This is a genomic window from Stenotrophomonas sp. YJH_SMC_94-11, from assembly GCF_059370435.1.
In genome coordinates, this window is the sequence record NZ_JCAFTR010000004.1 from 77881 (window position 1) to 100178 (window position 22298).

Sequence of the window (22298 nt, forward strand, 5' to 3'; positions counted from 1 at the left end):
CATGGCAGCCTCCTGCAGTGGCGGTGGCGGCCACACGGACTTCCAACCACCCGCGCTGGTGGAGTTCACCGCGCGCGACGTTCCTGTGGGCGCCGGCCTGACCCCGTGGCTGCCCGTCAATGGCGGCGCGTCCACCAACGAGTTCCGCTGCGATGCGGACGCCCCCATCGACTATAGGATGGAGACGCACGGTGGGTTCATCCGTGAGCGCTATCACGAAAGCGGCGCAGAGTATGTAGTGTATGAGACCGGCGTTGCGGGGGTCGGCATGGCGTTCCTGGCGGAATTCGAACGCAGCACCCGCGGACGCCCATCAGCAATGGGCTACGACGAGGTGGTGCTGCATGCCGGCGACAGCGGCACCGGGCCGGTGGGGGCGCGGCTGAAGGTGAAGTACATCCGCACCGGCAACATCGCCTACGGCACCGCCACCAGCACGCGGGAAATGGTGATCGAGTCACGCCTGTATGAAGGTGGCGCCGGTCCACTGCGGCATCAGCTGTGGGTAGGTGCAACGACCCTGAAGGTGCAGGACCGCCCCAGCTGCCGCATGCGCACGCAGGAGGTCAACATGGGGTTCGTGCCGGTGGCGGCGTTCACCGGCGTGGGATCCATCGCCGGCGAACGCAGCTATGAGCTGGTGCTCGACTGCGAAGCCGGTGTCGGGCGTGTGGACTATCAGGTGGTTCCCACCACGGCGGTGCTGGATGCCGCACAGGGCATCGCCGAGGCCAGCGGCGGGGTGGTCGGGGTGGGCTATCAGTTCCTCAACGGCGATGGTTCGCCGATGCGCTTCTATGGGTCCGATGAGTTTGGCCGGGGCTCGGCCAACGCCGAGATCCTGCGCAAGACCTTTGGTGTGCGCTATCGGCAGACCCTTCCGGCCATCACGCCCGGCCCCGCCAACGCGGGGTTGACCTTCAGCCTGACCTTCCCCTGAGGCCGCATGCCCTATCACGTGCAAGCAAAGACAGGATTGCGCGCGGCCTGCTGGAGCAGTGCCTTGTGGCTGCTGTTCCTCGCGCCGGCCGCGCAGGCCGACGTGACCGTGGAAGGCACGCGGGTGATCTATGCGGCAGGCCAGCGTGAGGCGGCGCTGCGATTGAAGAATGACGGCGAACGCGCGTCGCTGGTGCAGGCGTGGGTGGCCGACGGCAACCTTCAGCAGGCTCCGGAAGCCTCCGCAGCGCCGTTCGTGCTTGATCGCCCGATGCTGCGGCTGGACCCCGGTGCATCCCACGCACTGCGGATAAGAGGCATCGCCCCGCAGCTGCCGACGGGCGACCACGAGCACCTGTACTGGCTGAACGTGGTGGATGTGCCCGCACGCGAGGCCAAGGCGGATGACAACGTAGTGCAGGTGGCCATCCGCTTCCGCATGAAGCTGTTGTACCGCCCGCAGGGGCTCGGGGCGCCGGTGAATCCTGACGGCCAGGTGAGCATGGCAGCAGGCGCGGGCGGGCTGGCGCTGCGCAATGCCGCACGGCACTACTTCAACCTGGCGGGCATGACATTGGTCTCCGCCACCGGCGAGCGGGCGGTGGACGCGTTCTACCTGGCCCCCGGTGAGAGCCGGACATTGGCGCTGCCCGAGGGGTTTGCCGGTCCGCTGACAGCGGTGCGCTATGAGTGGGTGGACGATGATGGCGTGCTGCATGCGGTGACGCGAGCGCTCTGACGGCACCAGGGTGTGCGCATGTCGGCATCGGCGTGCGCGTGGCGCTGTTGCCGGTGCGGGGCGCTGGCAGTTGGGGATGTGCCGGGCCTGGTTGGGAAGCGCGTCAGCGGCGCGCACGAGCCCTGAAACACGGGCGTCTGCGGGTATGCGACAATGCCGCCCGCTGCATGAATGTCTCCGTCTGTGTACCGCAGTGCTTGCTGATGGCAAGCCGGTTGTGCGCATGATGGGTTGCCACCGGAAAAGGGTGGCCGGGTGTGGAAACCCGTTTGGTCGATTGATGTTTGATGTCTGCGCTTGCCAGTCGGCGTCGCCTCGTGTGACGCCGGCTGGCAATCCGCTCGCGTTCCATGGCGGGCGGTACGTGGGGTGTACGCAAGTGCGCCCACCGGCCGATTAATCGACCACCGGTTTCCACACACGTACCGTCCCGCCGCCTTTGTTAAGGGCGGTGGCACCGTAGCCTTGTACGGAGACCCGCCGTGAATCCTTCGGACATTCCCCCTCTGCGCACCCAGTACGCCCCGGCCAACGCCGATGAGGGCGAGGAAGCGAGCGCAACGCCCGACCCCAGCAACCTGATCGCGCTGCTGCACCAGATCGGCCGCGGCGTAGCTGCCGACGGCCAGCCCTGGCCCGAGCGCCACCAGCTGCCAGGCCGCTGCCTGGCGCTGGCCGACAGCGACGGCGCGTTGGCCGGCCTGCGCATCGTCAACGAGATCCTGCTGGCCGCCGAGCGCGCCCGCCAGAACGGCGGCCCGGAGCACTACGTGGGCGACCGTGTGATGGAAGGGCTGAAGCTGGCCGCGCTGGCGCTGACCAACCACGCCATTTTTCGTCTGCACCCCGAGTAGACCTATGCCGAGCGTGGATGCTGTCGGTGTAGAGCCGGGCCTGCGCTCGGCTCACCGGGCAAAACGCAGCCGAGCGTGGGCTCGGCTCTACAGGATATTCGCATCCTGCCTGGATGCCGTTGGCGGATGGCCCCGCGTTCTGTAGAGCCGAGCCTGCGCTCGGCTCATCGGGCAAAACGCAGCCGAGCGTGGGCTCGGATCTACAGGATATTCGCATCCTGCCTGGATGCCGTTGGCGGATGGCCCCGCGTTCTGTAGAGCCGAGCCTGCGCTCGGCTCATCGGACGAAACGGAGCCGAGCGTGGGCTCGGCTCTACAGGATATTCGCATCCTGCCTGGATGCCGTTGGCGGATGGCCCCGCGTTCTGTAGAGCCGAGCCTGCGCTCGGCTCATCGGGCAAAACGCAGCCGAGCGTGGGCTCGGCTCAACAGGATAGTCGCATCCTGCCTGGATGCCGTTGGCGGATGGCCCCGCGTTCTGTAGAGCCGAGCCTGCGCTCGGCTCACCGGACGAAACGGAGCCGAGCATGGGCTCGGCTCTACAAGGGGTCCATGCCAGCTCAGAAATCCAGGGTGGCCGACAACAACACCGTCCTCGGCGCACCCAATGCCAGGCTCGACAACAACGGCATGCCCCAATACGCCTTGTTGGTCACGTTGTTCACCGTGGCGCGCAGCGCCAGCGGCCTGCCGGCCAGTGTGGTGCTGTAGCGCGCGCCGACATCGAAAAGCGTGCGCCCAGGCACCGAAAGGTGGTTGTCGGCACTGATGTACTGCTTCGACATCGCCGTGGCAGTGCCGGTCAGGGTCAGGCCTTCCAGCGCGGGCACATCCCATTCCACGCCCAGCTTGGCCTGCCGCTGCGCAACCGCTGTGGCCATGCGGCCTTCATTCACGCCGCCCGCCGTGCGGGTCAGTTTCGGCTGCACATAGGCCACGCCGCCCAGCAGGCGCACGCCGTCCAATGGCGCACCGAAGAAGCCCCATTCCACACCGCGGTTCCGCTGTTCGCCGCCGAACGAGAAGATATTCGTGACCGGATCGGTGTAGCTGCTCGGTCGCTTGATCTCGTACACGCTGAAGGTGTGCGCGAAGCGGCCCAGGTCCAGCTTCAGGCCCAGCTCCTTCTGCTTGGTGCGGAACGGTGCGAACACATCACCGGCATTGGCGGCGGTCATCGGCGCGGTGGCGCCCTGGCTGAGGCCTTCGATGTAGTTGGTGTAGAGGGAGACCGTGTCGGTCGCCTTCACCAGCAGCGCCGCTGCCGGGGTGGTGGCGCTCTCGTCGTAGCGCGAGGTGCGTGCACCCGTGGCCACGTTGAAGGTCTCGCTGACCACCTGCTGGCGGCGCACGCCCAGCGTCAACTGCACGCGCTCACCGGCGAAGGACAAGGTGTCGGCGAAGCCGATGCTGTCCAGCCGCAGTTCGGTATGCGAGATGTGCGGCGCTACGAACGGCGCGGCCGGGCCCCACACCGGGTTGTAGAGGTTGGTGATCCAGTCCCAGCCCGGCACGCTGCGGCGGCCGTAGTCGTTCTGGGTGTGCTGGTAGTGGGTCACGTTGGCAGCCCACTGGTGGCCGACGCTGCCGGTGTGGAACGAACCGCGCAGGCCGGCATCGGCGGACTGCTTCCTGATATCGAAGGCGAGCTGGCCGATTACCGTGGTGAAGTCACCGGCCGGGTTGAGGATCTGCGCGCTGATCGAACCGTTGTAGCGGTAGTCGGTCCTGCTGGTGCCGTAGGCCAGGTAGGCCAGCAGGCTATCGTTGATGTCCAGCTCGCCGCGCAGCATCGCGCCCTTGTCCTGGCTGTCCACGTAGGCCCAGTCCGGGTTGATCAGCGTATCGCCACGCGGCGGCCGCGGAATGGCGACGCCGGGTGCCAGGCCGACGCCACGTGCGGGGCCGTCAACACGGTCATCGGTGCTGTAAAGATCGGCCGACAGCCGCGCACGTTCGCCGCGCCAGTCCAGTGCCAGCGAACCGAGCTGCACCTTCTTGCGCTGCTTGTCCACGGCGCCATCGCCATCACGGTACGCGCCGTTGAAGCGGATGCCGAACTGCTTGTCCGCTCCGAGCCGACGGCCCATGTCCACATGGGTGCCGAACTGCGCATCGGAGGCGAAGTTGGCGCTGACCCGCAACAGCGGCTGCTCGCCAGCGCGCTTGGGCACCAGGTTCACCGCGCCGCCCACCGAGCCGCCCGGCGGCATGCCGTTGAGCAGCGCGGAGGGGCCCTTCAGTACCTCGATGCGTTCGAACATTTCCGGCGAGGTGCGGTAGTAGGGCGCCATGCCACTCAGCCCGTTGAAGGTGGTGTCGCTGGTGCTGGAGGCGAAGCCTCGGATTGCGTAGTTCTCGCTCCAGGAACCGGTGACGCCGTTGCTGAACACCGTGGGGTCGGTGGCGGCGATGACGTCGGTCAGGTCCTTGGCCTGGCGGTCGCGGATGAAGGACTCGGTGTAGCTGACCGTACTGAACGGCGTATCCATGAAGTCCTTGTCGCCGAGCAGGCCGATGCGACCGCCGGCCGCGACCTGGCCGCCGGCATAGTCGCCGGTCACGCGGCGCTGTTCCTGCACCTGCACCGAGGGCAGGGTGGACGGCGCGGTGTCGGCCAGCGCGGCACACGATGCCATCAGGCCAAGCGCGAGCGCCGATGCGCGGTAGCGGCGGGCCACCCTGTGTGGATGTCGCTGGCTGCAGCACGCGGCGGCTGCTTGGTTTTGTGGAGAGGAGAAGGGGTACACGGTCATGCCTGGGTCCTGTGAATCGCGAGGGCGAGCGCGCCTGGCGCGCGGCCATCGGCAAGCACGGGGGAGGGCGCAGCGCGGGGTTGTCGGCTGGGTGGGGACCTGGCGGGAAGTGAGCCACGGGCTCGATCCGGACGGCGCCATGATTGCGAACCAGACGCATTCCGAATTAGTTGAGTAAATTAAACTAAATCAACCGAAGCGGACAAGAGGGTCCCTTTGCTGGCACCCTCGGCAGGGTATGAACACGCAACGCGAAACCACGGTGCCGCCGCGCGGCCGCCCGCCGACCATTACTCCCGAGCGCCTGGCCGACATCGGCATCCGCCTGGGCCTGCCCAACCTGACCATGGCCAACGTGGCCGCCGAGCTCGCGGTCACCCAGGCCGCGCTGTACAAGCGCGTGGCCAACCTGGAGGCGCTGAAGCGCCTGGTGGCCCAGGCCGTGTTCCAGCGCTGGCAGATTCCCCGCGCCTCGGCCGATGCGGCGGGTGGCCTTCAGAGCTACCTGATGGTGTTCGTGGAATCGTTGTGCGAGGTGGTGAAGGCGCATCCCGGGTTGCCGCCCTACCTGCTGCGGCGCACGGTGGCGACCGCGCCGATGCTGGAGAAGATTGCCTCGCACCAGGCGCATGTGGCCGAGGTCTTCGGCCTGCCGATGGACAAGGCACGCTGGCTGCTGGCCACGATCGCGTTCTACTGCATCGCCGGCGCCGACACCATCTACGCGATTGCGGATGACGAAGAGGGCCAGGTGATCTCCGAGTTCAAGCAGGGCATGCGGGCGCTGGTGATCGGGTCGTTGCAGTTGTTGGAAGCGGAGCACGCGGACGGATCACCGTGATCCCATCCACGCATGGCGTGGATCTACAATGCGGCCATGCCAGCCACGCCTACCCTTGAAGATATGCGCCGCTATGCGGTGGCGCGCACCCTGTTCAAGCCGACCACGCTGCTGACCGCGATCCGGAAGCTGGGCTTCGTGCAGGCCGACCCGATCCGGGCGCCGGCACGCGCGCAGGACCTGACCCTGCGGCATCGGGTGAAGGACTATCGCGCAGGTGATCTTGAACGTCGTTATGCGCGCCTGCCGGTGGAAGAGGACTGCCTGGTGAACTACGGCTTCCTGCCGCGCGAGCATCTGGCACTGATGCATCCGCGCGTGTCCAAGCGCGAGTGGGATGCCGAGACCCACCGCCGCGCGGCCGAGGTGCTGGCGTTCGTGCGCGAGCGCGGCAGCGTGCACCCCCGCGAGGTCGACCAGGCGTTTGCGCATGGGCGGGTGACCAACTACTGGGGCGGCACCAGCAATGCCAGCACGCACCTGCTGGATGGCATGCACTACCGCGGCCTGCTGCGCGTACAGCGGCGCGACAGTGGCACCCGCATCTATGCAGTGGCCGCGCATGCCGAGCTGGATGCCAGCGAGCAGGCACAGATCGAACGCGCCGCTGCCCTGATTGATCTGGTGGTGCGCAAGTACGCGCCGCTGCCGTCGGCCAGCCTGACCTATCTGGTGCGCCTGCTGGGCTATGGTGCACCGCATCTGGCCGAGCAGACCCGCAAGGCATTGGCGCTGGCCAAGCAGCAGCTGGCCAGCTGCACGCTGGAAGGCACCACCTGGTACTGGCCGGCAGACGAGAATCCACGCTCGCGCAGGCACGCGCCAGACGAGCAGGTGCGCCTGCTGGCGCCGTTCGACCCGGTGGTGTGGGACCGCCGCCGTTTCGAGTTGCTGTGGGAATGGGTCTACAAGTTCGAAGCGTACACGCCTGCGGCGAAACGCCAGTACGGCTACTACGCGCTGCCGGTGTTGTGGCACGACCAGGTGGTGGGCTGGGCCAATCTCAGCGTGCGCGAGGGTGAGTTGGTGTCCAGCGTGGGCTATGCCGGCAAGTCGCTGGCCCGCGACAAGGTGTTTCGTGGCGCGCTTGAAGACGAACTGCAGCGCATGGCCGCTTTTCTGTAGAGCCGAGCCATGCTCGGCTGCGCGTTGCGCTGAGCCGCGTTTCGGTATCCATGAGACCCACCTATTGCGCGCGGGGCGCACGAATGGCAGCCGAGCATGGGCTCGGCTCTACAAGGCGATGATCGAGGCGGACCCTTGAGCAATCTCAACGACGCGCATGCACTGGCCAGCGGATCTCGAACGCGCTGCCGCCGCGTTCGGTCGGGCGGCACTGCGCCGTTCCGTGATGGGCCACGGCAATCGCCCGCACCACGGCCAGGCCCAGCCCGGAGCCTCCGCTCTGCCGCGATCGCGAGACATCGGTGCGCTGGAACGCCTCGAAGATGCTGTCGCGAAGCTCGTCGGGCACGCCGGGGCCGCCGTCTTCCACTGTCACGGTGCAATGGCCTTCGGCCAGCGTGACACGAACCCGCAGTGGGCAGGGGACGGCATGGCGTCGTGCGTTTTCCAGCAGCGCCAGCACCGCCTGGCGGATGCGGGCCGGATCGCAGTCCGCCAGTGACGGCCGTGCCTCCAGGGTCACCGAAAACCCGCTTTCGGCCAGTGCTTCGGACATTGCTTCCACCACCGCGGCCACCTGCACGCTGACGTCGCTGCGCTGCAGGCGCAGATCGAGGTGACCGCTCTCGGCCAGGCTGACCACGCGCAGGTCTTCGATGATGCGGGTGAGTCCTTCGAGCTGGGTGAGCATGCTGTTGAACTGCTCGGGGCCCGGCTCGAACACACCCTCGGCAATACCCTGCAAGCGGCCGCGCAGGATGGTCATCGGCGTGCGCAGTTCGTGCGCGATCGCCGCGTTCCAGAACACGCGGTTCTCGGACATCCGGCTGAGCCGTTCGGCCATCGAGTTGAAATCACTGACCAGCGTGGCCGCTTCGGCCATCGTGGTGTCGCCGCCACGTGCACGTGCGTCCAGATCCCCGCTGGCCACCCGGCGCAGGCTCTCGGCCACCGAGTTCAACGGGGTGATGATGCGCCGGGTCAGGCGCGAGGCGACCAGCGTGGCGAAGATGACCACTACGGTGGCGGTCAAGCCGATCCACAGCCATTCCAGCCCGGACGGCATGATCGTTTCCGGCGCGTCGTACCAGCGCGGATAGAACACCTCCAGCAGGTAATAGAACAGGTAGAAGCCACTGATCGACAGCACCGTCGAACACAGCGAGGCGACCGTGATGGAGAGGGTGATCTGGCGGCCGATGCTCTTGCCTTTGGGATTCATCGATCAGTCCAGGAAACGGTAGCCGACGCCACGGATGGTGGCGGGAATGCCGATCACGCCCACCTCTTCAAGCTTGCGCCGCAGCTTGCTGACGTGGCTGTCGACGGTACGTTCCTGCGCATCACCTTCGGGCAGGCAGGCATGCAGCAGGTCCGCGCGCGTATGCACTTGGCGCGGCGCGCGCGCCATATGCACCAGCAGCCGGAACTCGGTGAGGGTGACGTTCAGTGCGTGCACCTGCTCGCCGTGGCCCACCGTCACCTCGTGGCTGCGCAGGTCGATCTCGAACGGCCCCTGGCGGATCAACCCGTTGGGTTCTTCGGCGGCGGTGGGGGCACTGCGGCGCAGCACGGCCTGGATGCGTGCAACGATCTCAGCGGGATTGAATGGTTTGGCCACGTAGTCGTCGGCACCCACGCGCAGGCCGGTCAGCCTGTCCACGTCCTGGTCGAGCGCGGTGAGCATGATCACTGGCGTGTTGCCGCGCCGCCGCAGTTCGCTTAATACCTGCCAGCCATCGAGCTTGGGCATCTGCACGTCCAGCAGCACCAGGTCCGGGCGCAGCTGGCGATGGCTGGCGAGCGCCGCCTCGCCGTCGGCGGCGCGTGCGCTGCGCAGGCCGGAACGGGCCAGGTAGGCACCGAGGATATCGGCGATTTCGCCTTCATCTTCGGCAATCAGGACCAGGGGCGCGGGTCGGCTACGGAGTTCATGTCTCGTTGCGTGCTGCGGGTTCGAGGGCAGGGCGGGAAGGGACTGGGTCATCGGCCGCGCTCCATGGCCTGTGCTTCCTCGTCGGCTGCCCAGGCCAGTGTGGCCAGCACCAGCGTGCGCTGCAGGCTGGGTTCCACCGCAGCCGCGCCGCGCAGCTGCTGCAGCATCAGGGTGGACACCGCCGAGGGTAGCTTGCTCCAGCGCGAGGCCATGGGGGTGGCGTCCACCCGGGCCTGCAGCCGTGCAGCCATGCCCGCGATGGTGTGCAGGCGGACTGCCAGCAGGGCGGCCACCACGGTGGCCACAAGGGCAAGCAGCAGATGCAGGTTGACGTTGGCGGCCGGGTGCGTCGCCGCCCAGACCGCCAGGCCGATCAAGGCCAGCGATGCGAGAGACCCGGTGCGGCGGGTGCGGCCGGGCCCATCACTGCCGAACCCCACCAGGGCGGCGGCCCCGAAGCCGGCCAGCAATGGCAGGCCCGGATACGGCGCGACCCACATCCACGTGCTGGTCGATGCCAGCACCAGTGCTATCAACCATGGCGAAGGCGCACACCAAGCCAGGTAGGCACGGCGCACATCGATGGGTGGCAGGTCCGGGTAGGAAAGGGACACGGCAGGCAGGCAGTCGGCGAGGCCGACGAGGCTAGCGACCGTTGATGGAGATTCGGTCGAGATTGTGTCGAGATTGCGTGGACGCGGAGCTATCGCGTTCAGGCGTGGCGCTGGTGCCTGAACGGCCGCGACGCCTCCATGCAATCTCCACGGTGGCTCCAAGAAACGTCCATCAGTGTCTTCCAGACTGCGGCTCCGGCGGTCGCATTGGGCGACTGCCCGCAACCGGGCGTTTCGATGAGCAACCGCAGGACCTGGATCATTGCCGCCGCCGTGGCCACGCTGGCCGCCGGTGCTGGATGGTGGACGTTTGCAGGCGGCGATGATGCCGCGCTGATCACCGCGCCGGCAAGGGTGGCGGATCTGGAGAAGACCGTACAGGCGGTCGGCCGGGTCCATCCGAAGGAGCTGGTGGCGGTGGGCGCGCAGGTGTCCGGCCAAGTCAAGCGCCTGCATGTGGTGCTGGGCCAGCGCGTGCGGGCCGGCGATCTGATCGCCGAGGTCGATTCACAACCGCAGCGGATCGCGCTGCGAAGCGCCGAGGCGGCCACCAATGCGCTGCATGCCCAGCATGCGGCCAGCCAGGCGCGCTATGTGCAGGCCAGCCATGCCTACGAGCGGCAGTCGCAGCTGGTGGTGTCGCGGCTGGTTTCCCAGGAAGGTTTCGAAGCCGCGCGCGTGGCACGCGACGCAGCACGTTCGGAGGTGGCTGCGCTGCAGGCGCAGATCGACCAGGCGGTGACCCAGGTCGAAACTGCACGGATCAATCTGGGCTATACCCGCATCGTCTCGCCCAGCGACGGCTACATCGTGGCCATCGTCACCAAGGCCGGGCAGACGTTGAACTCCATGCAGACCACGCCGACCATCGTGATGCTGGCGCAGATGGATACGATGACCGTGCGTGCCGAGATCGCCGAGGCGGATGTGGAACTGGTCGCACCCGGCCAGCCGTTGTGGTTCTCGACGCTGGGGCCGAGCGGGCGCCGTTATGAATCCCATCTGCAGCAGCTGGAGCCAGCGCCGACCTCGATTGCCGAGGCCGCTTCCGGCAATGTGGGCGGCTCTGCGCAGACGCCGAAAGCGGTGTACTACGCCGGGCTGTTCGATGTAGCCAATCCTGGCCTGAAGCTGAAGCCTTCGATGACGGTGAAAGTGACCCTGCAGCTGGCGCGGGTCGCCAACGCGCTGCAGGTGCCATTGACGGCACTGGCCGAGCCGGATGACAAGGATGGCAACCGCGGCACCGTGCGCGTGGTCGATGCCAAGGGCCGCGCTGAGGAACGTGCGGTGACGACCGGCCTGCGCACCGCCACCGCCGTGCAGATCCTGTCTGGCCTGAAAGCGGGCGAGAACGTGGTGGTTGGCCAGGCGCCCAGCGGTGGCGACGCCGAACCCGCCAGCCTGCTGGGGATGTGAGCATGGCCCATGCACTGCTGGAACTGGAGGGCGTATCGCGCGCCTATCGCTCGGCCGCCGGCGAGGTGGTGGTGCTGAAGGAGGTCTCGCTGCGCATCAACGCCGGCGAGTTCATCGCCATCATTGGCCCCTCGGGTTCGGGCAAGTCCACGCTGATGAACATCCTGGGCTGCCTGGACCGGCCGACCGAGGGCAGCTATCGCGTGAACGGCGAGGCCACCGAACAGATGGCGCCGGACGCGCTGGCACGCCTGCGCCGTGAGCATTTCGGCTTCATCTTCCAGCGCTACAACCTGATGGAGAACCTGAGTGCCACCGAGAACGTAGCGCTGCCGGCAGTCTATGCGGGCGTGGACGCACAGACGCGCACTGCGCGCGCACGCACGCTGCTGGAAGCGCTGGGGCTGGGCGAACGCACCGGGAACCGGCCGGGTCAGCTGTCCGGTGGCCAGCAGCAGCGCGTGTCCATTGCCCGCTCGCTGATGAACGGCGGCGCGATCGTGCTGGCCGACGAGCCGACCGGTGCGCTCGATCACGCCAGTGGCCAGCAGGTGATGGCCGAGCTGAAGCGCCTGCACGCGCAGGGCCACACGGTGATCCTGGTGACGCATGATGCGGCGATCGCCGCCAACGCGGCGCGGGTGATCGAGATCGCCGACGGCCGGGTGGTGGCCGACCGCGCCGAGCCGGGATTGCTGGCTGCGGGCGCAGGATGCGGGACCGAGCGTGCCGCGTCGCCGGTCGCCGAGCGCCGCGCACGCAGGGACGCGGTCCGCGAAGCGGCACGCATGGCCGTGCGTTCGATGCTGGCCCATCGCCTGCGCACGCTGCTGACCATGCTCGGCATCATCATCGGCGTGGCGGCGGTGGTGACTGTGGTTGCGCTGGGCAAGGGCGCACAAGCGCAGGTCGAATCCCAGATCAACGCGCTGGGCGCCAGCACCCTGGAGATCTTCCCGGGCGCAGATTTCGGTGACCCGCGCTCGGCGGAAGTCGAAACGCTGGTGGTGGCCGACGCGGACCATCTTGCGGCGTTGAGTTATGTGGACAGCGTCAGTCCGAACCTGACGGGATCGGTGGCGGCACTGCAGGGCAACCGTCGTGCCAACACCCAGGTGCTGGGCGTAGGGGCCGACATGCCGCGCGTGCGGGGGCTGCGGCTGAAGGCCGGTCGCTTCTTCACCGACGCCGAAGTCGATGCGCACCGCGCAGTGGGCGTGGTCGACCAGAAGGCGGCGAAGGCGCTGTTCACTGGCAATCCCATCGGCAGCACGGTGCTGCTGGGTGGCATGCCGGTCGAGGTGATCGGCGTGGTCGGCCCCAATGCGTTCGCCGGTGGTGCAACCCCCACGGTCTACGTGCCGTACACCTCGGCGGCTTCCCGGCTGCTGGGCAGCCAACGCCTGGAGAGCATCACCGTGCGCGTACGCGACAACGTACCCACCAATGCTGCCGAAGCCTCGCTGGGCGCCGAGCTCGAGCGCCTGCATGGCCGTCGTGACTTCTTCATCTACAACGCCGACCAGATCCGCAAGGCGGTGATGAAGTCCAGCCAGACCATGGCCGCGTTGGTTTCGGCGATCGCGGCGGTGGCGCTGGTGGTGGGCGGCGTAGGCGTGATGAACATCATGCTGGTGTCGGTGAAGGAGCGCGTGCGCGAGATTGGCGTGCGGCTGGCGGTGGGGGCGCGGCAGAACGACATCCTGCGCCAGTTCCTGATCGAGGCGGTGCTGATCTGCCTGTTCGGCGGTGTGCTGGGGGTGTTGCTCGCGTTCGCTGTGGGTGCGCTGTCGAGCCTGTTGTCGCTGGGCGTGCCGTTCCTGTTCTCGCCGGGGCCGGTGCTCGCCGCACTGGCGTGCTCTTCGGCCATCGGGCTGGGCTTTGGCTACTTTCCGGCACGCACTGCCGCGCAGCTGGACCCGATCCAGGCATTGGCGGCGGAGTAGGGGCGCACCCGGTGACATCGTAGCCGCCATCACGGCCGGCGTTGCGGTAGAACGGCAGCAGCCACAGGTGGCTGATGCCGGGTTCACGGTGACCAGCCTGCTGCGCGGCATGGCAGCGGTCGGTGAACCGGATGGCACCGCATCATTACGCGGCATCCACGGTCCCTGCATGCCTGGGCGCGCACAGTGAACCCTCACCCGATGCGCCGAGGAGACTTCCTGCATGGCCCGTCGCAAGATGCTTCGCATTGCCACGTTCAACGTCAACGGCATCGGCACACGCCTGCCGCAGCTGCTGGACTGGCTGCACAGGGAATCGCCGGATGTGGTTGCCCTGCAGGAACTGAAGGCGACCGACGCCGCGTTTCCGGCTTCGGCATTGGAAGAGGCTGGCTACGGCGCGCTCTGGCAGGGCGAGGCGCGGTGGAACGGCGTGGCGCTGCTGGCACGAGGGACCACGCCGGTCGAGAGCCGCCGCCGATTGCCGGGCGAGCCCAAGGACACCCAGAGCCGCTACCTGGAGGCGGCGGCGCATGGCATTGTGGTGGGTGCACTCTACCTGCCCAACGGCAATCCGCAGCCCGGGCCCAGGTTCGACTACAAGCTGCGCTGGATGGAGCGCCTGATCCGGCATGCGCGCAGCCTGGTCGAGCTGCCGCACCCTGCGCTGCTGCTGGGTGATTTCAATGTGATTCCCACCGACGCCGATGTCTATGACCCCAAAGCCTGGCGCCGCGACGCGCTGCTCCAGCCGGAGGTGCGCGAGGCCTTCGAACGACTGCTGGCGCAGGGCTGGACCGATGCGGTGCGGAAGGTGCACGGCGACGCCACGATCTACACCTTCTGGGACTATTTCCGCCAACATGCCGAGCGCGACCGTGGGTTGCGCATCGATCATCTGCTGTTGAATCCCGTACTGGCCGAGCGACTGAAGGACGCTGGCGTCGACCGCTGGGTACGCCTGCAGGAAAAGGCCAGCGACCACGCGCCGGCCTGGGTGACGGTAAGCGCGTGATCAACGCGCGGCTGGGTCTTCGCGACGCTCGCGGCGTACCCGTGCGCGGGTGCGGTACAGGCGGCTGTCCGCTTTCTGGATGGTGTCGGCCACCGGTTCGCCAGGCGTGTTGATGGCCGCACCCATCGAGAACGCGCTGGGCGAGAGCGCGGCGTGGTCCTGGTACCAATGCTCCAGTTCGCTCAGCCGGCCGTCCGCAGGCGCGACCAGTACCACCATGAATTCGTCGCCGCCCAGTCGCACCACCGTCTCATCCCTGCCCAGCGGTGAGCGCAGGAACGTGGCGAACTCGACCAGGACGGCGTCGCCACGCCGGTGGCCCTGGGTGTCGTTGATGTGCTTGAAATGGTCCAGATCGAACATCACGCAGGCCCAGCGCTCGTCAATCAGTTCATCCAGCCGGTGCAGGTAGCGCCGGTTGTAGCACTGGGTGAGCGGATCCTTGAAGGACATTTCGCGCAGCTGCTGCTCCTGCATCCGCAGCGCGGTGACGTCCTGAGCATGTCCCAGCACGTAGGGCGGGCTGGCTTCGTTGTCGAGCACGTTGTGATACGCCCAGTAGTGGCGCGTTCCGTCCGCGGCGATCAGCTCGATCACACCCGCGTCGGTGTGGTTTGCCTGGATCCGAGCGAGGTAGGCATTGAAGCCCGCGCGTTTTTCCGGCGGCATCAGGTCACACAGGCTGCGCCCGATCATCTGGCTTTCCTCGAAACCCAGTGATTGCACGGCCGCCGGATTCACCGAGGTCAATGTTCCGTCCAGCGTGTGCGTGCAGATCAGGCCCAGGCTGTAGTGGAACAGTCGCCGATAGCGGGTTTCGCTCGCTTCCAGCGCATCGAGCGCGGCTCGCTCGTCCGTGATGTCCTGGATCGCTCCGACCAGGCGCGGATGCCCGTCGATCTGTTGCCGGCTGCCAACGACGCGCGTCCAGATCGAGCGACCGTCGGCCGTGGTCATCGGTAGCTGCACTTCCCAGGACGTGCCTTCGTCGATGCAACGCTGCACTGCTGCCCGGATGATGTTGCGGCTGTCTTCGCGATAGAACGACAGCGCGGTGTCGAGCGTCGGTTCAAAGTTGCTGCGCACGCCGTGCAACTGCTTGGTCTCGCGGGTCCAGCGCACTTCGTTGGTCACAAGATCCATCTCCCAGCCGCCCACCCGCGCGGCGCGGTTGGTGCGCTCCAGGAAGTCTTCGCTGCGTTTCAGCTCACGATGCAGCGCTTTGGCCTGACCCACCTGCGCCATCAGCGTGCTGCGCTGCTCCAGCACCTGGGTGGTTACCCGGGCAAGGTGCACCATCAGCTCGCGCTGGGACGGAGACAGCACGCCGGGCATCGGATCGAGCAGGCACAATGTGCCGATGCGTGCGCCGTGCGCGGAGCCCAGAGGGATGCCAGCGTAGTGACGGATGCGCGGCCCGCCCGTCACCAGTGGATTGGTGGAAAAACGCGGATCCTGGCGTGCATCGGCTATCTCGAGCAGCTCGTCCTGGCGTATGGCATGGGTGCAGAAGGAAATTTCGCGGGCCGTTTCACTGACGCCCTCAAGGCCGATGTTGGCCTTGAACCACTGGCGGTCTTCGGCCACCACGCTGATCAGGCCCATGGTCATGCCGGTCGCGGCGCGGGCGGCGGCGACAATGGCATCGAACACCGGCTCCGGCGGCGTGTCCAGCAGGTGCAGTCGTTCGATTTCGAGCAGTCGTTCGGCTTCGTCCATGGTGCTTTTCAGGGCAGGGTGGCGAGGGCGGCTTCGGCGGCTGTCGGGCACTACGCTAGTGCGTACCGCGTTATGTATCGCCATGACGGGGTGATGCCGACGTGACGCATCGCGGTCAGGGTTTGCGGGGCCCGCGCGAGGGCCGCACTGAAACGTGACGGTGGTCGCGAACATGCCAGCGCCAAGGGAAGTCCACCGCGCGGGTGATGCCGATGCGGGGCCCGACCACCGGATCTGCCGGAGGCGGCACGCCATCGCTGGCGATGACAATGCCGTGGCTGCCTGTCACCAGATCGGCGCCGTCGAAACTGCGGTCCAGCCCGAAGGCCTGCGAGAGCTTGCCGGGGCCGCTGGCCAGATCGTGGTCGCGGCGTGCGGCGGGACGCCGCGCCCGCATCTGGTCCAGCCCCTCGAGAGGTTCGATGGCGCGAAGCAGTACGGCGACGCCTTCGCCGATCTCTCCGCAGACAACGTTGCTGCCCCAGTGCATACCGTACGTGAAGTAGACATAGAGGTGTCCCGCCTCACCGAACATGCTGACCGTGCGCGGCGTTGGCCCGCGATAAGAGTGCGCGGCCGGATCGTCGCTGCCGGCATAGGCTTCAACCTCGACGATGCGGCCGACGCGACCATCGTTGCGCACCAGCAGCTTGTTGAGCAGCTCCGGGGCGAGCTCGGTTGGCGGGCGCCGGTAGAAGCCGCGCGGGAGGCTCTGCAGGGAAACGGGCAACCAGTCCGGCACGAGAGTGGCAGGTTCGGGCGAGAGACCCTGGCACTGTGGCACTGGCGAGGTGAAACGTGCGCAGACGCCACGTCATTCCGGTGCAGGCGGAGCGGCCAGTGCCGCGCGGCGGGCGGCATAGACCTCGGGCGTCTGCGGCTTGATGAACAGTGCCACCAGTTCCGGGTATTCCCGCTTCACCGCGGTTTCGATGCGGGTGATGCAGGCTTCGATCTGCGGGGTCCGCCGGTCATCCTCGAACTCGGCGCTGAGCATGGCCACGACCTGTTCCGGCCCCATCTGCATGGTGGTCACGCCATTGGCGCGGCGCAGGTCCGGATCGGTTTCGGCCACCGCCATGATCCGCTCGGCCACCGCAGGATGGGCAGGCTCTCCAACCAGCAGGCCCTTGGTTTCACGGGCCAGAAGGAAGGCGGTCGCGGCCAGCACGCCGGCGATGCACAGTGACGCGACCCCATCAAGCACCGGCATGTCCAGCACCTGCGCGGCCAGCAGGCCGATCAACGCGAAGCCCAGGCCCAGAAGGGCGGCACTGTCCTCCAGCAATACAGTGAAGGTGGACGGGTCCTTGCTGCGGCGGAAGGCTTCGAAGTAGCCGAGTCTGCCCTTGGTACGCCGGAACTCCCGCAGCGCCACCCACCAGGAAGCACCCTCGAACAGGATGGAAATGCCCAGTACGCTGTAGCTCAGCGCGTGGTTGCTGGCGGGCTCCGGCCGGCGGATGTGCTGGATGCCCTCGTAGGCCGAGACGCCGGCACCAGCGGCGAACACCAGCAGGGCGACGATGAAGCTCCAGAAGTACAGCTCGCGGCCATAGCCGAAGGGATGGACCGGGTCCGGCGCCTTGCCGGCACGGCGCAGGCCGTACAGCAGCAGTACCTCATTGAGGGTGTCGACCAGTGAATGCACGCCCTCGCTGAGCATGGCCGAGCTGCCGGAGATGCCGGCTGCGATGAACTTGGCCACGGCAATGGCCAGATTGCCTGCGAGGGCTGCATAGATGACGAGACGGGAGCCGGTGGGAGCGGACATTTCGGCGGCGGGGCGGGGCGGACGCCTATTCTTCCCGATCAGCGCGTGCCCACTGCGTGCACGGTGCGATCAGCGGCCCTTGGGATTGAGATACAAACGCGCCCCATCCGATTCACGGTACCCCGTCCAGCGTCCGCCGCCCGACGCGCGGAACCGCCCGAACACCGTGTTGCTGGTGTCGGTCAGCTGCAGCTGGTTGCCTGACAGCACCCAGCGGTTGGCCGAGAAGAAGCCATCCGGACAGCCGGCAGGCACATAGGCACTGTAGCCGCCGAACCACTCGATGTTCTTCAGCTCGATGGTGCAGGTGCCGCCGTTCTCCTGGCCCAGTGTCCAGCTGCCGACCAGGTCGCTGTCGCGTACATCGCGGTCATCGCGCCGACGGTCATGGCCCCAGTCGTCGTTGTTGTCGTGGAAGCCGAAGCCCACGTCGATGCCTTTGCTTTCGCTGCGCGACTCGGACTGTGAGCTGCCACTGGTGGTGGTCTGCGTGGTCATCGAACCACTGTTCTGGATCTCGGTGCTGCTCGAATGGGTGGTCTGGTCGGTGCGGGTAGTCTGTTCGCCGATGCCGAACGAGGCGTCCTGGGCCAGGGCGGGCAGGGCCAGGACGCACAGCACCGACAGGCAGCTACGGGGAAGCAGGGCAGCCATCGCAGGATCCTCGGAAGGTGGATCGCGCGAGTATCGAACCGGTGGGGTGGGAGACGGTGTGAGGACGCGCGCTGAGGCAGCCCAGCGAAGGGTAGTGCCGGCCGCTGGCCGGCTCCCACTTGGCGCCCAGAAACCGAAGGAATGCCGGCCAGCGGCCGGCACTACCCGCAGCCAGGCATGGCCTGGCGCTACTGATCCGGCTTCACCCTTGCCACCCGTTTCCGGTACTCATACACGTTGTCACCGCGGATACGCTTGTCCTCGGTGCCGGTGATCCGGCCGACCTGCTGGTCCGAGCCGGTGACCGGTTTGGCCTCGATCTCGGTCTCGTGTTCGAAGGAGTGCGATTTGTCGGTGTTGCGGTAATAGCGGTACAGCGCCCAGTACAGCGCGGTTGCGCCGGCCGGACCTGCCGCCAACAGCCAGAGGCCACTGTCGTCGCTCATGTCGATGCCACCAGGAAGGCAATTGCGAGGGCTTCAATGACGGTGCCGGTGGCCAGGGCCGCCAGCAGCATCTTCCATTGCTGCACGGGCACGCTGCCCATGGTTTCGCCGGTACGGCCGTTCACTGCGATGTAGTGCAGCATGCCGCCGTTCTTTCCGGGCTGGTGATACGAGTACAGCCACACCGGCAGGTACATCGACACCCAGCGCGTTCCATGCACCTCCAGCTGCTCCTGTTCCCAACGCACGCCACGGTTGTAGCGCCTCACCGAACCTTCCACCTGCGCGCGGGCGATCGACAGCAGCTGGTCTTCCAGCCGCGGCCGCAGCTTCTCCACGTCGAGGTTGCGCTTCTCAGAGGTGAAGCCGGCCAGGTATGAGGCGTTCCATTTCACCGCGTTCTTGGTGTCGAACGGCAGGATGGTGTTGATGATGTTGTTGGTGTTGGCGCGGGTATCCAGATTGCCGCGCTCGGCCGAGGATTCCAGGGGCAGGTCATCAACCGTGAAATCCACCTGGCGTTCGACCTGGTAGACATCTGCGTCGTACAGGGTGCGTTTGTTCTTCTCGCTGCCGACCGTGTATTGCCGGGTCTGGATCTCGCCCTTGCCGGCCACGGCCGCGCTGACATTGCTGTCCACGATCATGTAGGGCAGGAACACGCCCACCACGTTTTCCGGGGTGAACTGCTCCTTGAACGCCTTCAGCGCGAACATGCGGCGCTTGTCGACGAACTGGCGGATGCGCGCGACCGCATCATCCTTCTTGATGTGGAAGGGCAGCACCGCATCGGGCACCGCACCATTGCTGATCTGTTCGTTGACGCCGAAGACGTGGCGGCACCAGTGGCAGCGCGCCGTCATCGTGCTTTCGGTATTGACCGTGACTTCGGCACCGCAGCCCGTGCACTTGAACGTCATCAGCGCCGAGGTGTCGGCGTCGATGTCACGCGCGCCGGAGGCGATGACCGTACCGCGCAGCTGGTCGATGGCCTCGCCCAGCCCGAATTCCTCCTCGACGCGCGCGCCATGCCATTCGTGACGGCAGTACAGGCAGACCAGGATATCGGTGCCGGCCTTGGGCCGGATGTCGGTGGCGCCGCACTTCGGGCAGCGGTTGAGGCCGTCCTTCAGCTCGCTGGCCGAGGTATCGATGGCTACAGGATCGGGCGCTTCCACTTCATCGCGGATGGCCTGGGGCAGCTTCGAGGTGTCCAGCGGGAAGCTGCCGGGCAGGGGAGGGACGTCCTGCGGCGAACCGGGCCCATCCAACGACGCCGCCGGCAAGGGCGGCGGCGTCGCGGGCGCGGATCCGGGCAGCGGCGGTGGGCCGTTTCGGGGATCGGACATGTTCGTTGTGCGTCCTGGTGTTACAGGCCCAGTGCCTTGGCTTTCAGGGCGTCGTAGTCGCCCTGGGTGATCAGGCCCAGGTCCAGCATTTCCTTGGCCTTCTTCAGCTGGGCCACCGGATCGTCGGCAGCCGGCGTGGCCGGCTGCTGCATGCCGCCGACACCGAACATGCCCGAGGCCATGCCGACACCGACCAGGCCAGCCGCACCGCCGTTCTCGCCGGCCGACTGGATGCCCTGGGCGACGCTGGCCTGCAGGTTGGAATTACCGCGCGAGCCGGACAGCGCATCTGCGCGCTGGACGGTCTTCAGCAGTTCGCGGGTGTTGGCGTCGTACTCGATCGAGACAATGGCGGTCTTGACGATGGCCAGGCCGCGATCGGACTTCCACTGGTAGCCCTGCTCGACGGCGGCCGACAGGCTCTGTGCAAAGCCCAGCGAGTCCTGCTGCAGCTTGGTGATGCGGTTGCCCTTGCCCGGATCGTTCGTGTACAGGCTGAAGGCGGGGGCCAGCGAACCGACCACTTCATTGAACAGCTGGCTGGCGGCGGCGTTGTCCAGGTCGGTGAAGTCGAACACCTGGCCCGGCTGCAGGTAACTGGCCGGCACGAAGTTCTTCACGAACAGGATCGGGTCGACGATCTTCAGCGTGTACGAGCCGCGCGTGACCGCACCGACCTGGGTGTTGAGGAAGCCATCGTCCCAGTAGATTTCCGACTGGGTGCCGAAGCGGTTGTCCGGCAGTTCCTTCAGCGACACGAAATACGCCGCCTGCTGCGAGCCCGGCTGGCCGCCGAACTTGAAGCGCTCCCAGCTCTGCTTGATGAAGGTGCTGACCAGTCCGTCACCGGCGAAGATCGACTGCGAGTTCAGATCGTCCGAGCGCCACTCGTAGCCACCTGGTTCGGCGACGAACGCGGTGATCGCGCCGTCCTGGAACAGCAGCAGGCCGTAGCCTTCCGGCACGATGATCTTCGAGCCGTTGGTGATGATGTTGGACGAGCCACTGGTGTTGGAGCCGCGGCCGGCGTTGGTGCCGCGCGGCACCGCGGCGAACAGGGCCGCCGTCGAGGGCAGGCCTGTGGGCACGGTGTAGAAGTCCTTCCACTGGTCGGCCAGCACACCACCGACTGCACCCTTCACCGCCTGTACCAGACCCATATCCAACTCCCTGTGATTCGAGGGCAGGCACCGTGCCTGCCGAGCTGGACTGAATATAGCAGCGGGCAGGGGCCGCTGTGGTGCCGGAACATGAATCCGGATCAGTGCCGGCCCGTGCCGCTTGGCCCGGCCCGTACAGCCTGCAGCACGGCCGCCATGTCCAGCGCCCCCGACCCGGACGCCAGTGCCTGTGCGAACAGCGCGTCGCTGGCGTCGATCAAGGGCGCATGCATGCCGACCTCATGGGCGGCAGCGGCTACCAGCCCACTGTTCTTGCGCACGTCGGTGATCGACGCCTGCACGCTGAAGTCACCACGGACCATCTTGTCCAGCTTGATGCGTGATACTTCGCTGGCCATCGGCCCTGCGTTGAGCACCTGCGCGAAGCGGTCCAGCTCGATGCCGTGGGCTTCGGCGAAGTGCACCGCTTCGGCCAGGCCGGTGACCAGGGTGATCAGGTACAGGTTCACCGCCAGCTTCATGCGCAGCGCGGACGGCACTGCACCACAGCACACCGTTTGCCTGCCCATCGGTGCAACCAGTGGGGCGGCTGCCGCGAGGTCGGCATCCGCACCGGCCAGCAGGATCACCAGCTGCGCCGCTTCGGCCTGTACGCGTGAGCCGGACACCGGCGCCTCGACGTAGCGGCCGCCCGCGGCACGGATCTGCTCGGCCAGCGCCTGCGAGTACGCTGCCGAGCTGGTGCCCATGTTGATCAGCAGGCGGCCCTCGACCCGCTCGCCGAACGCCGCGCTATGGCGGTCGAGCACGCTGTCGATGGCATCGTCATTGGCCAGCATCAGGATGAGGTTGTCGCAGGCCGCGAATACTCCGTCCACTGCCTCGCAGACGTCGATGCCGGCGGCGCGAGCGGCAGCATGGTTGCGGTCTGAGCGCGACCAGCCGCGTACCTCGTAACCTGCGCGAGCCAGATGGGCCGCCATGGGCGTTCCCATCACTCCAAGTCCCAGGAATCCGATGCGCATGATGGACGTCCGCTGGCCGCAGAGCG

Annotated in this window: 20 protein-coding genes and 1 pseudogene; 8 read left to right on the plus strand and 13 right to left on the minus strand. The window is 67.0% G+C overall.

Annotated elements, in window-relative coordinates:
- The first annotated feature begins 1 nt into the window (after position 1).
- The 3 genes from AC5P74_RS09205 to AC5P74_RS09215 all read left to right on the plus strand — a co-directional run bounded on the left by AC5P74_RS09205 (position 2) and on the right by AC5P74_RS09215 (position 2532).
- Positions 2 to 940 carry a fimbrial protein gene (locus tag AC5P74_RS09205; RefSeq protein WP_346607275.1) on the plus strand — a complete coding sequence of 313 codons (939 nt, stop codon included), beginning with the start codon at positions 2 to 4 and terminating at the stop codon, positions 938 to 940.
- Positions 941 to 1003: 63 nt separating this feature from the next.
- On the plus strand, positions 1004 to 1678 hold the full coding sequence (locus tag AC5P74_RS09210; protein WP_229766064.1) for a fimbrial biogenesis chaperone: 675 nt from the start codon (positions 1004 to 1006) through the stop codon (positions 1676 to 1678).
- 482 nt (positions 1679 to 2160) lie between these two features.
- Positions 2161 to 2532, plus strand: a complete 372-nt coding sequence (locus AC5P74_RS09215) for a hypothetical protein (protein ID WP_053501317.1) — start codon at positions 2161 to 2163, stop codon at positions 2530 to 2532.
- Positions 2533 to 3092: 560 nt separating this feature from the next.
- Here AC5P74_RS09215 and AC5P74_RS09220 read toward each other — a convergent pair.
- Positions 3093 to 5288 carry a TonB-dependent receptor gene (locus tag AC5P74_RS09220; RefSeq protein WP_346607274.1) on the minus strand — a complete coding sequence of 732 codons (2196 nt, stop codon included), beginning with the start codon at positions 5286 to 5288 and terminating at the stop codon, positions 3093 to 3095.
- A gap of 238 nt (positions 5289 to 5526) precedes the next feature.
- On the opposite strand from AC5P74_RS09220, the gene AC5P74_RS09225 reads away from it, so the two are divergent.
- A complete protein-coding gene (locus AC5P74_RS09225) occupies positions 5527 to 6129 on the plus strand; it encodes a TetR/AcrR family transcriptional regulator (protein ID WP_171957033.1) in 603 nt (200 codons plus the stop codon).
- 12 nt (positions 6130 to 6141) lie between these two features.
- Positions 6142 to 7254, plus strand: a complete 1113-nt coding sequence (locus tag AC5P74_RS09230) for a DNA glycosylase AlkZ-like family protein (protein ID WP_346607273.1) — start codon at positions 6142 to 6144, stop codon at positions 7252 to 7254.
- Positions 7255 to 7399: 145 nt separating this feature from the next.
- Here AC5P74_RS09230 and AC5P74_RS09235 read toward each other — a convergent pair whose 3' ends face one another.
- From AC5P74_RS09235 to AC5P74_RS09245, 3 genes are read right to left on the minus strand one after another with little or no spacing between them, the layout of a single operon-like run.
- Positions 7400 to 8476 (minus strand): ATP-binding protein, encoded by a 1077-nt coding sequence (locus AC5P74_RS09235; RefSeq protein ID WP_346607272.1) that lies wholly within the window; start codon positions 8474 to 8476, stop codon positions 7400 to 7402.
- 3 nt (positions 8477 to 8479) lie between these two features.
- A complete protein-coding gene (locus AC5P74_RS09240; RefSeq protein ID WP_346607271.1) occupies positions 8480 to 9241 on the minus strand; it encodes a response regulator in 762 nt (253 codons plus the stop codon).
- Positions 9238 to 9804, minus strand: a complete 567-nt coding sequence (locus tag AC5P74_RS09245; RefSeq protein WP_346607270.1) for a hypothetical protein — start codon at positions 9802 to 9804, stop codon at positions 9238 to 9240. The genes AC5P74_RS09240 and AC5P74_RS09245 overlap by 4 nt, the downstream gene beginning before the upstream one ends.
- Before the next feature lie 237 nt (positions 9805 to 10041).
- Between AC5P74_RS09245 and AC5P74_RS09250 the strand changes: the two genes are divergently transcribed.
- The 3 genes from AC5P74_RS09250 to xth all read left to right on the plus strand — a co-directional run bounded on the left by AC5P74_RS09250 (position 10042) and on the right by xth (position 14184).
- Positions 10042 to 11223: an efflux RND transporter periplasmic adaptor subunit gene (locus tag AC5P74_RS09250; RefSeq protein ID WP_346607269.1), complete on the plus strand. Its 1182-nt coding sequence runs from the start codon at positions 10042 to 10044 to the stop codon at positions 11221 to 11223.
- Positions 11224 to 11225: 2 nt separating this feature from the next.
- Positions 11226 to 13169: a MacB family efflux pump subunit gene (locus tag AC5P74_RS09255; protein WP_070489112.1), complete on the plus strand. Its 1944-nt coding sequence runs from the start codon at positions 11226 to 11228 to the stop codon at positions 13167 to 13169.
- A gap of 223 nt (positions 13170 to 13392) precedes the next feature.
- Positions 13393 to 14184, plus strand: a complete 792-nt coding sequence (xth, locus tag AC5P74_RS09260; RefSeq protein WP_005416667.1) for an exodeoxyribonuclease III — start codon at positions 13393 to 13395, stop codon at positions 14182 to 14184.
- Here xth and AC5P74_RS09265 read toward each other — a convergent pair whose 3' ends face one another.
- From AC5P74_RS09265 to AC5P74_RS09305, 9 genes and pseudogenes are all read right to left on the minus strand, one after another.
- Positions 14185 to 15903: a sensor domain-containing diguanylate cyclase gene (locus tag AC5P74_RS09265; protein WP_053500277.1), complete on the minus strand. Its 1719-nt coding sequence runs from the start codon at positions 15901 to 15903 to the stop codon at positions 14185 to 14187. It lies immediately after the preceding gene.
- 115 nt (positions 15904 to 16018) lie between these two features.
- Complete coding sequence (locus tag AC5P74_RS09270; RefSeq protein ID WP_053500279.1) at positions 16019 to 16645, minus strand: DNA-3-methyladenine glycosylase; 627 nt, start codon at positions 16643 to 16645, stop codon at positions 16019 to 16021.
- Positions 16646 to 16717: 72 nt separating this feature from the next.
- Positions 16718 to 17677: a cation diffusion facilitator family transporter gene (locus AC5P74_RS09275; RefSeq protein WP_053500280.1), complete on the minus strand. Its 960-nt coding sequence runs from the start codon at positions 17675 to 17677 to the stop codon at positions 16718 to 16720.
- A gap of 69 nt (positions 17678 to 17746) precedes the next feature.
- Positions 17747 to 18331 (minus strand): AprI/Inh family metalloprotease inhibitor, encoded by a 585-nt coding sequence (locus AC5P74_RS09280; RefSeq protein WP_346607268.1) that lies wholly within the window; start codon positions 18329 to 18331, stop codon positions 17747 to 17749.
- Positions 18332 to 18519: 188 nt separating this feature from the next.
- Complete coding sequence (locus AC5P74_RS09285; protein WP_005416661.1) at positions 18520 to 18777, minus strand: hypothetical protein; 258 nt, start codon at positions 18775 to 18777, stop codon at positions 18520 to 18522.
- Complete coding sequence (locus AC5P74_RS09290; RefSeq protein WP_032954186.1) at positions 18774 to 20126, minus strand: membrane protein; 1353 nt, start codon at positions 20124 to 20126, stop codon at positions 18774 to 18776. The genes AC5P74_RS09285 and AC5P74_RS09290 overlap by 4 nt, the downstream gene beginning before the upstream one ends.
- 20 nt (positions 20127 to 20146) lie before the next feature.
- Positions 20147 to 21286, minus strand: coding sequence for an SPFH domain-containing protein (locus tag AC5P74_RS09295; RefSeq protein ID WP_346607267.1), 1140 nt, complete (start codon positions 21284 to 21286; stop codon positions 20147 to 20149).
- Between the two features lie 101 nt (positions 21287 to 21387).
- Entirely contained in the window at positions 21388 to 21816 is a 429-nt protein-coding gene (locus AC5P74_RS09300) for an NAD-binding protein (RefSeq protein WP_315970758.1), read from the minus strand.
- Positions 21802 to 22278 (minus strand): annotated as a pseudogene (locus tag AC5P74_RS09305) (NAD(P)-dependent oxidoreductase); the annotation flags it as partial. The pseudogene AC5P74_RS09305 and the gene AC5P74_RS09300, both read right to left, overlap by 15 nt.
- Positions 22279 to 22298 lie beyond the last annotated feature (20 nt).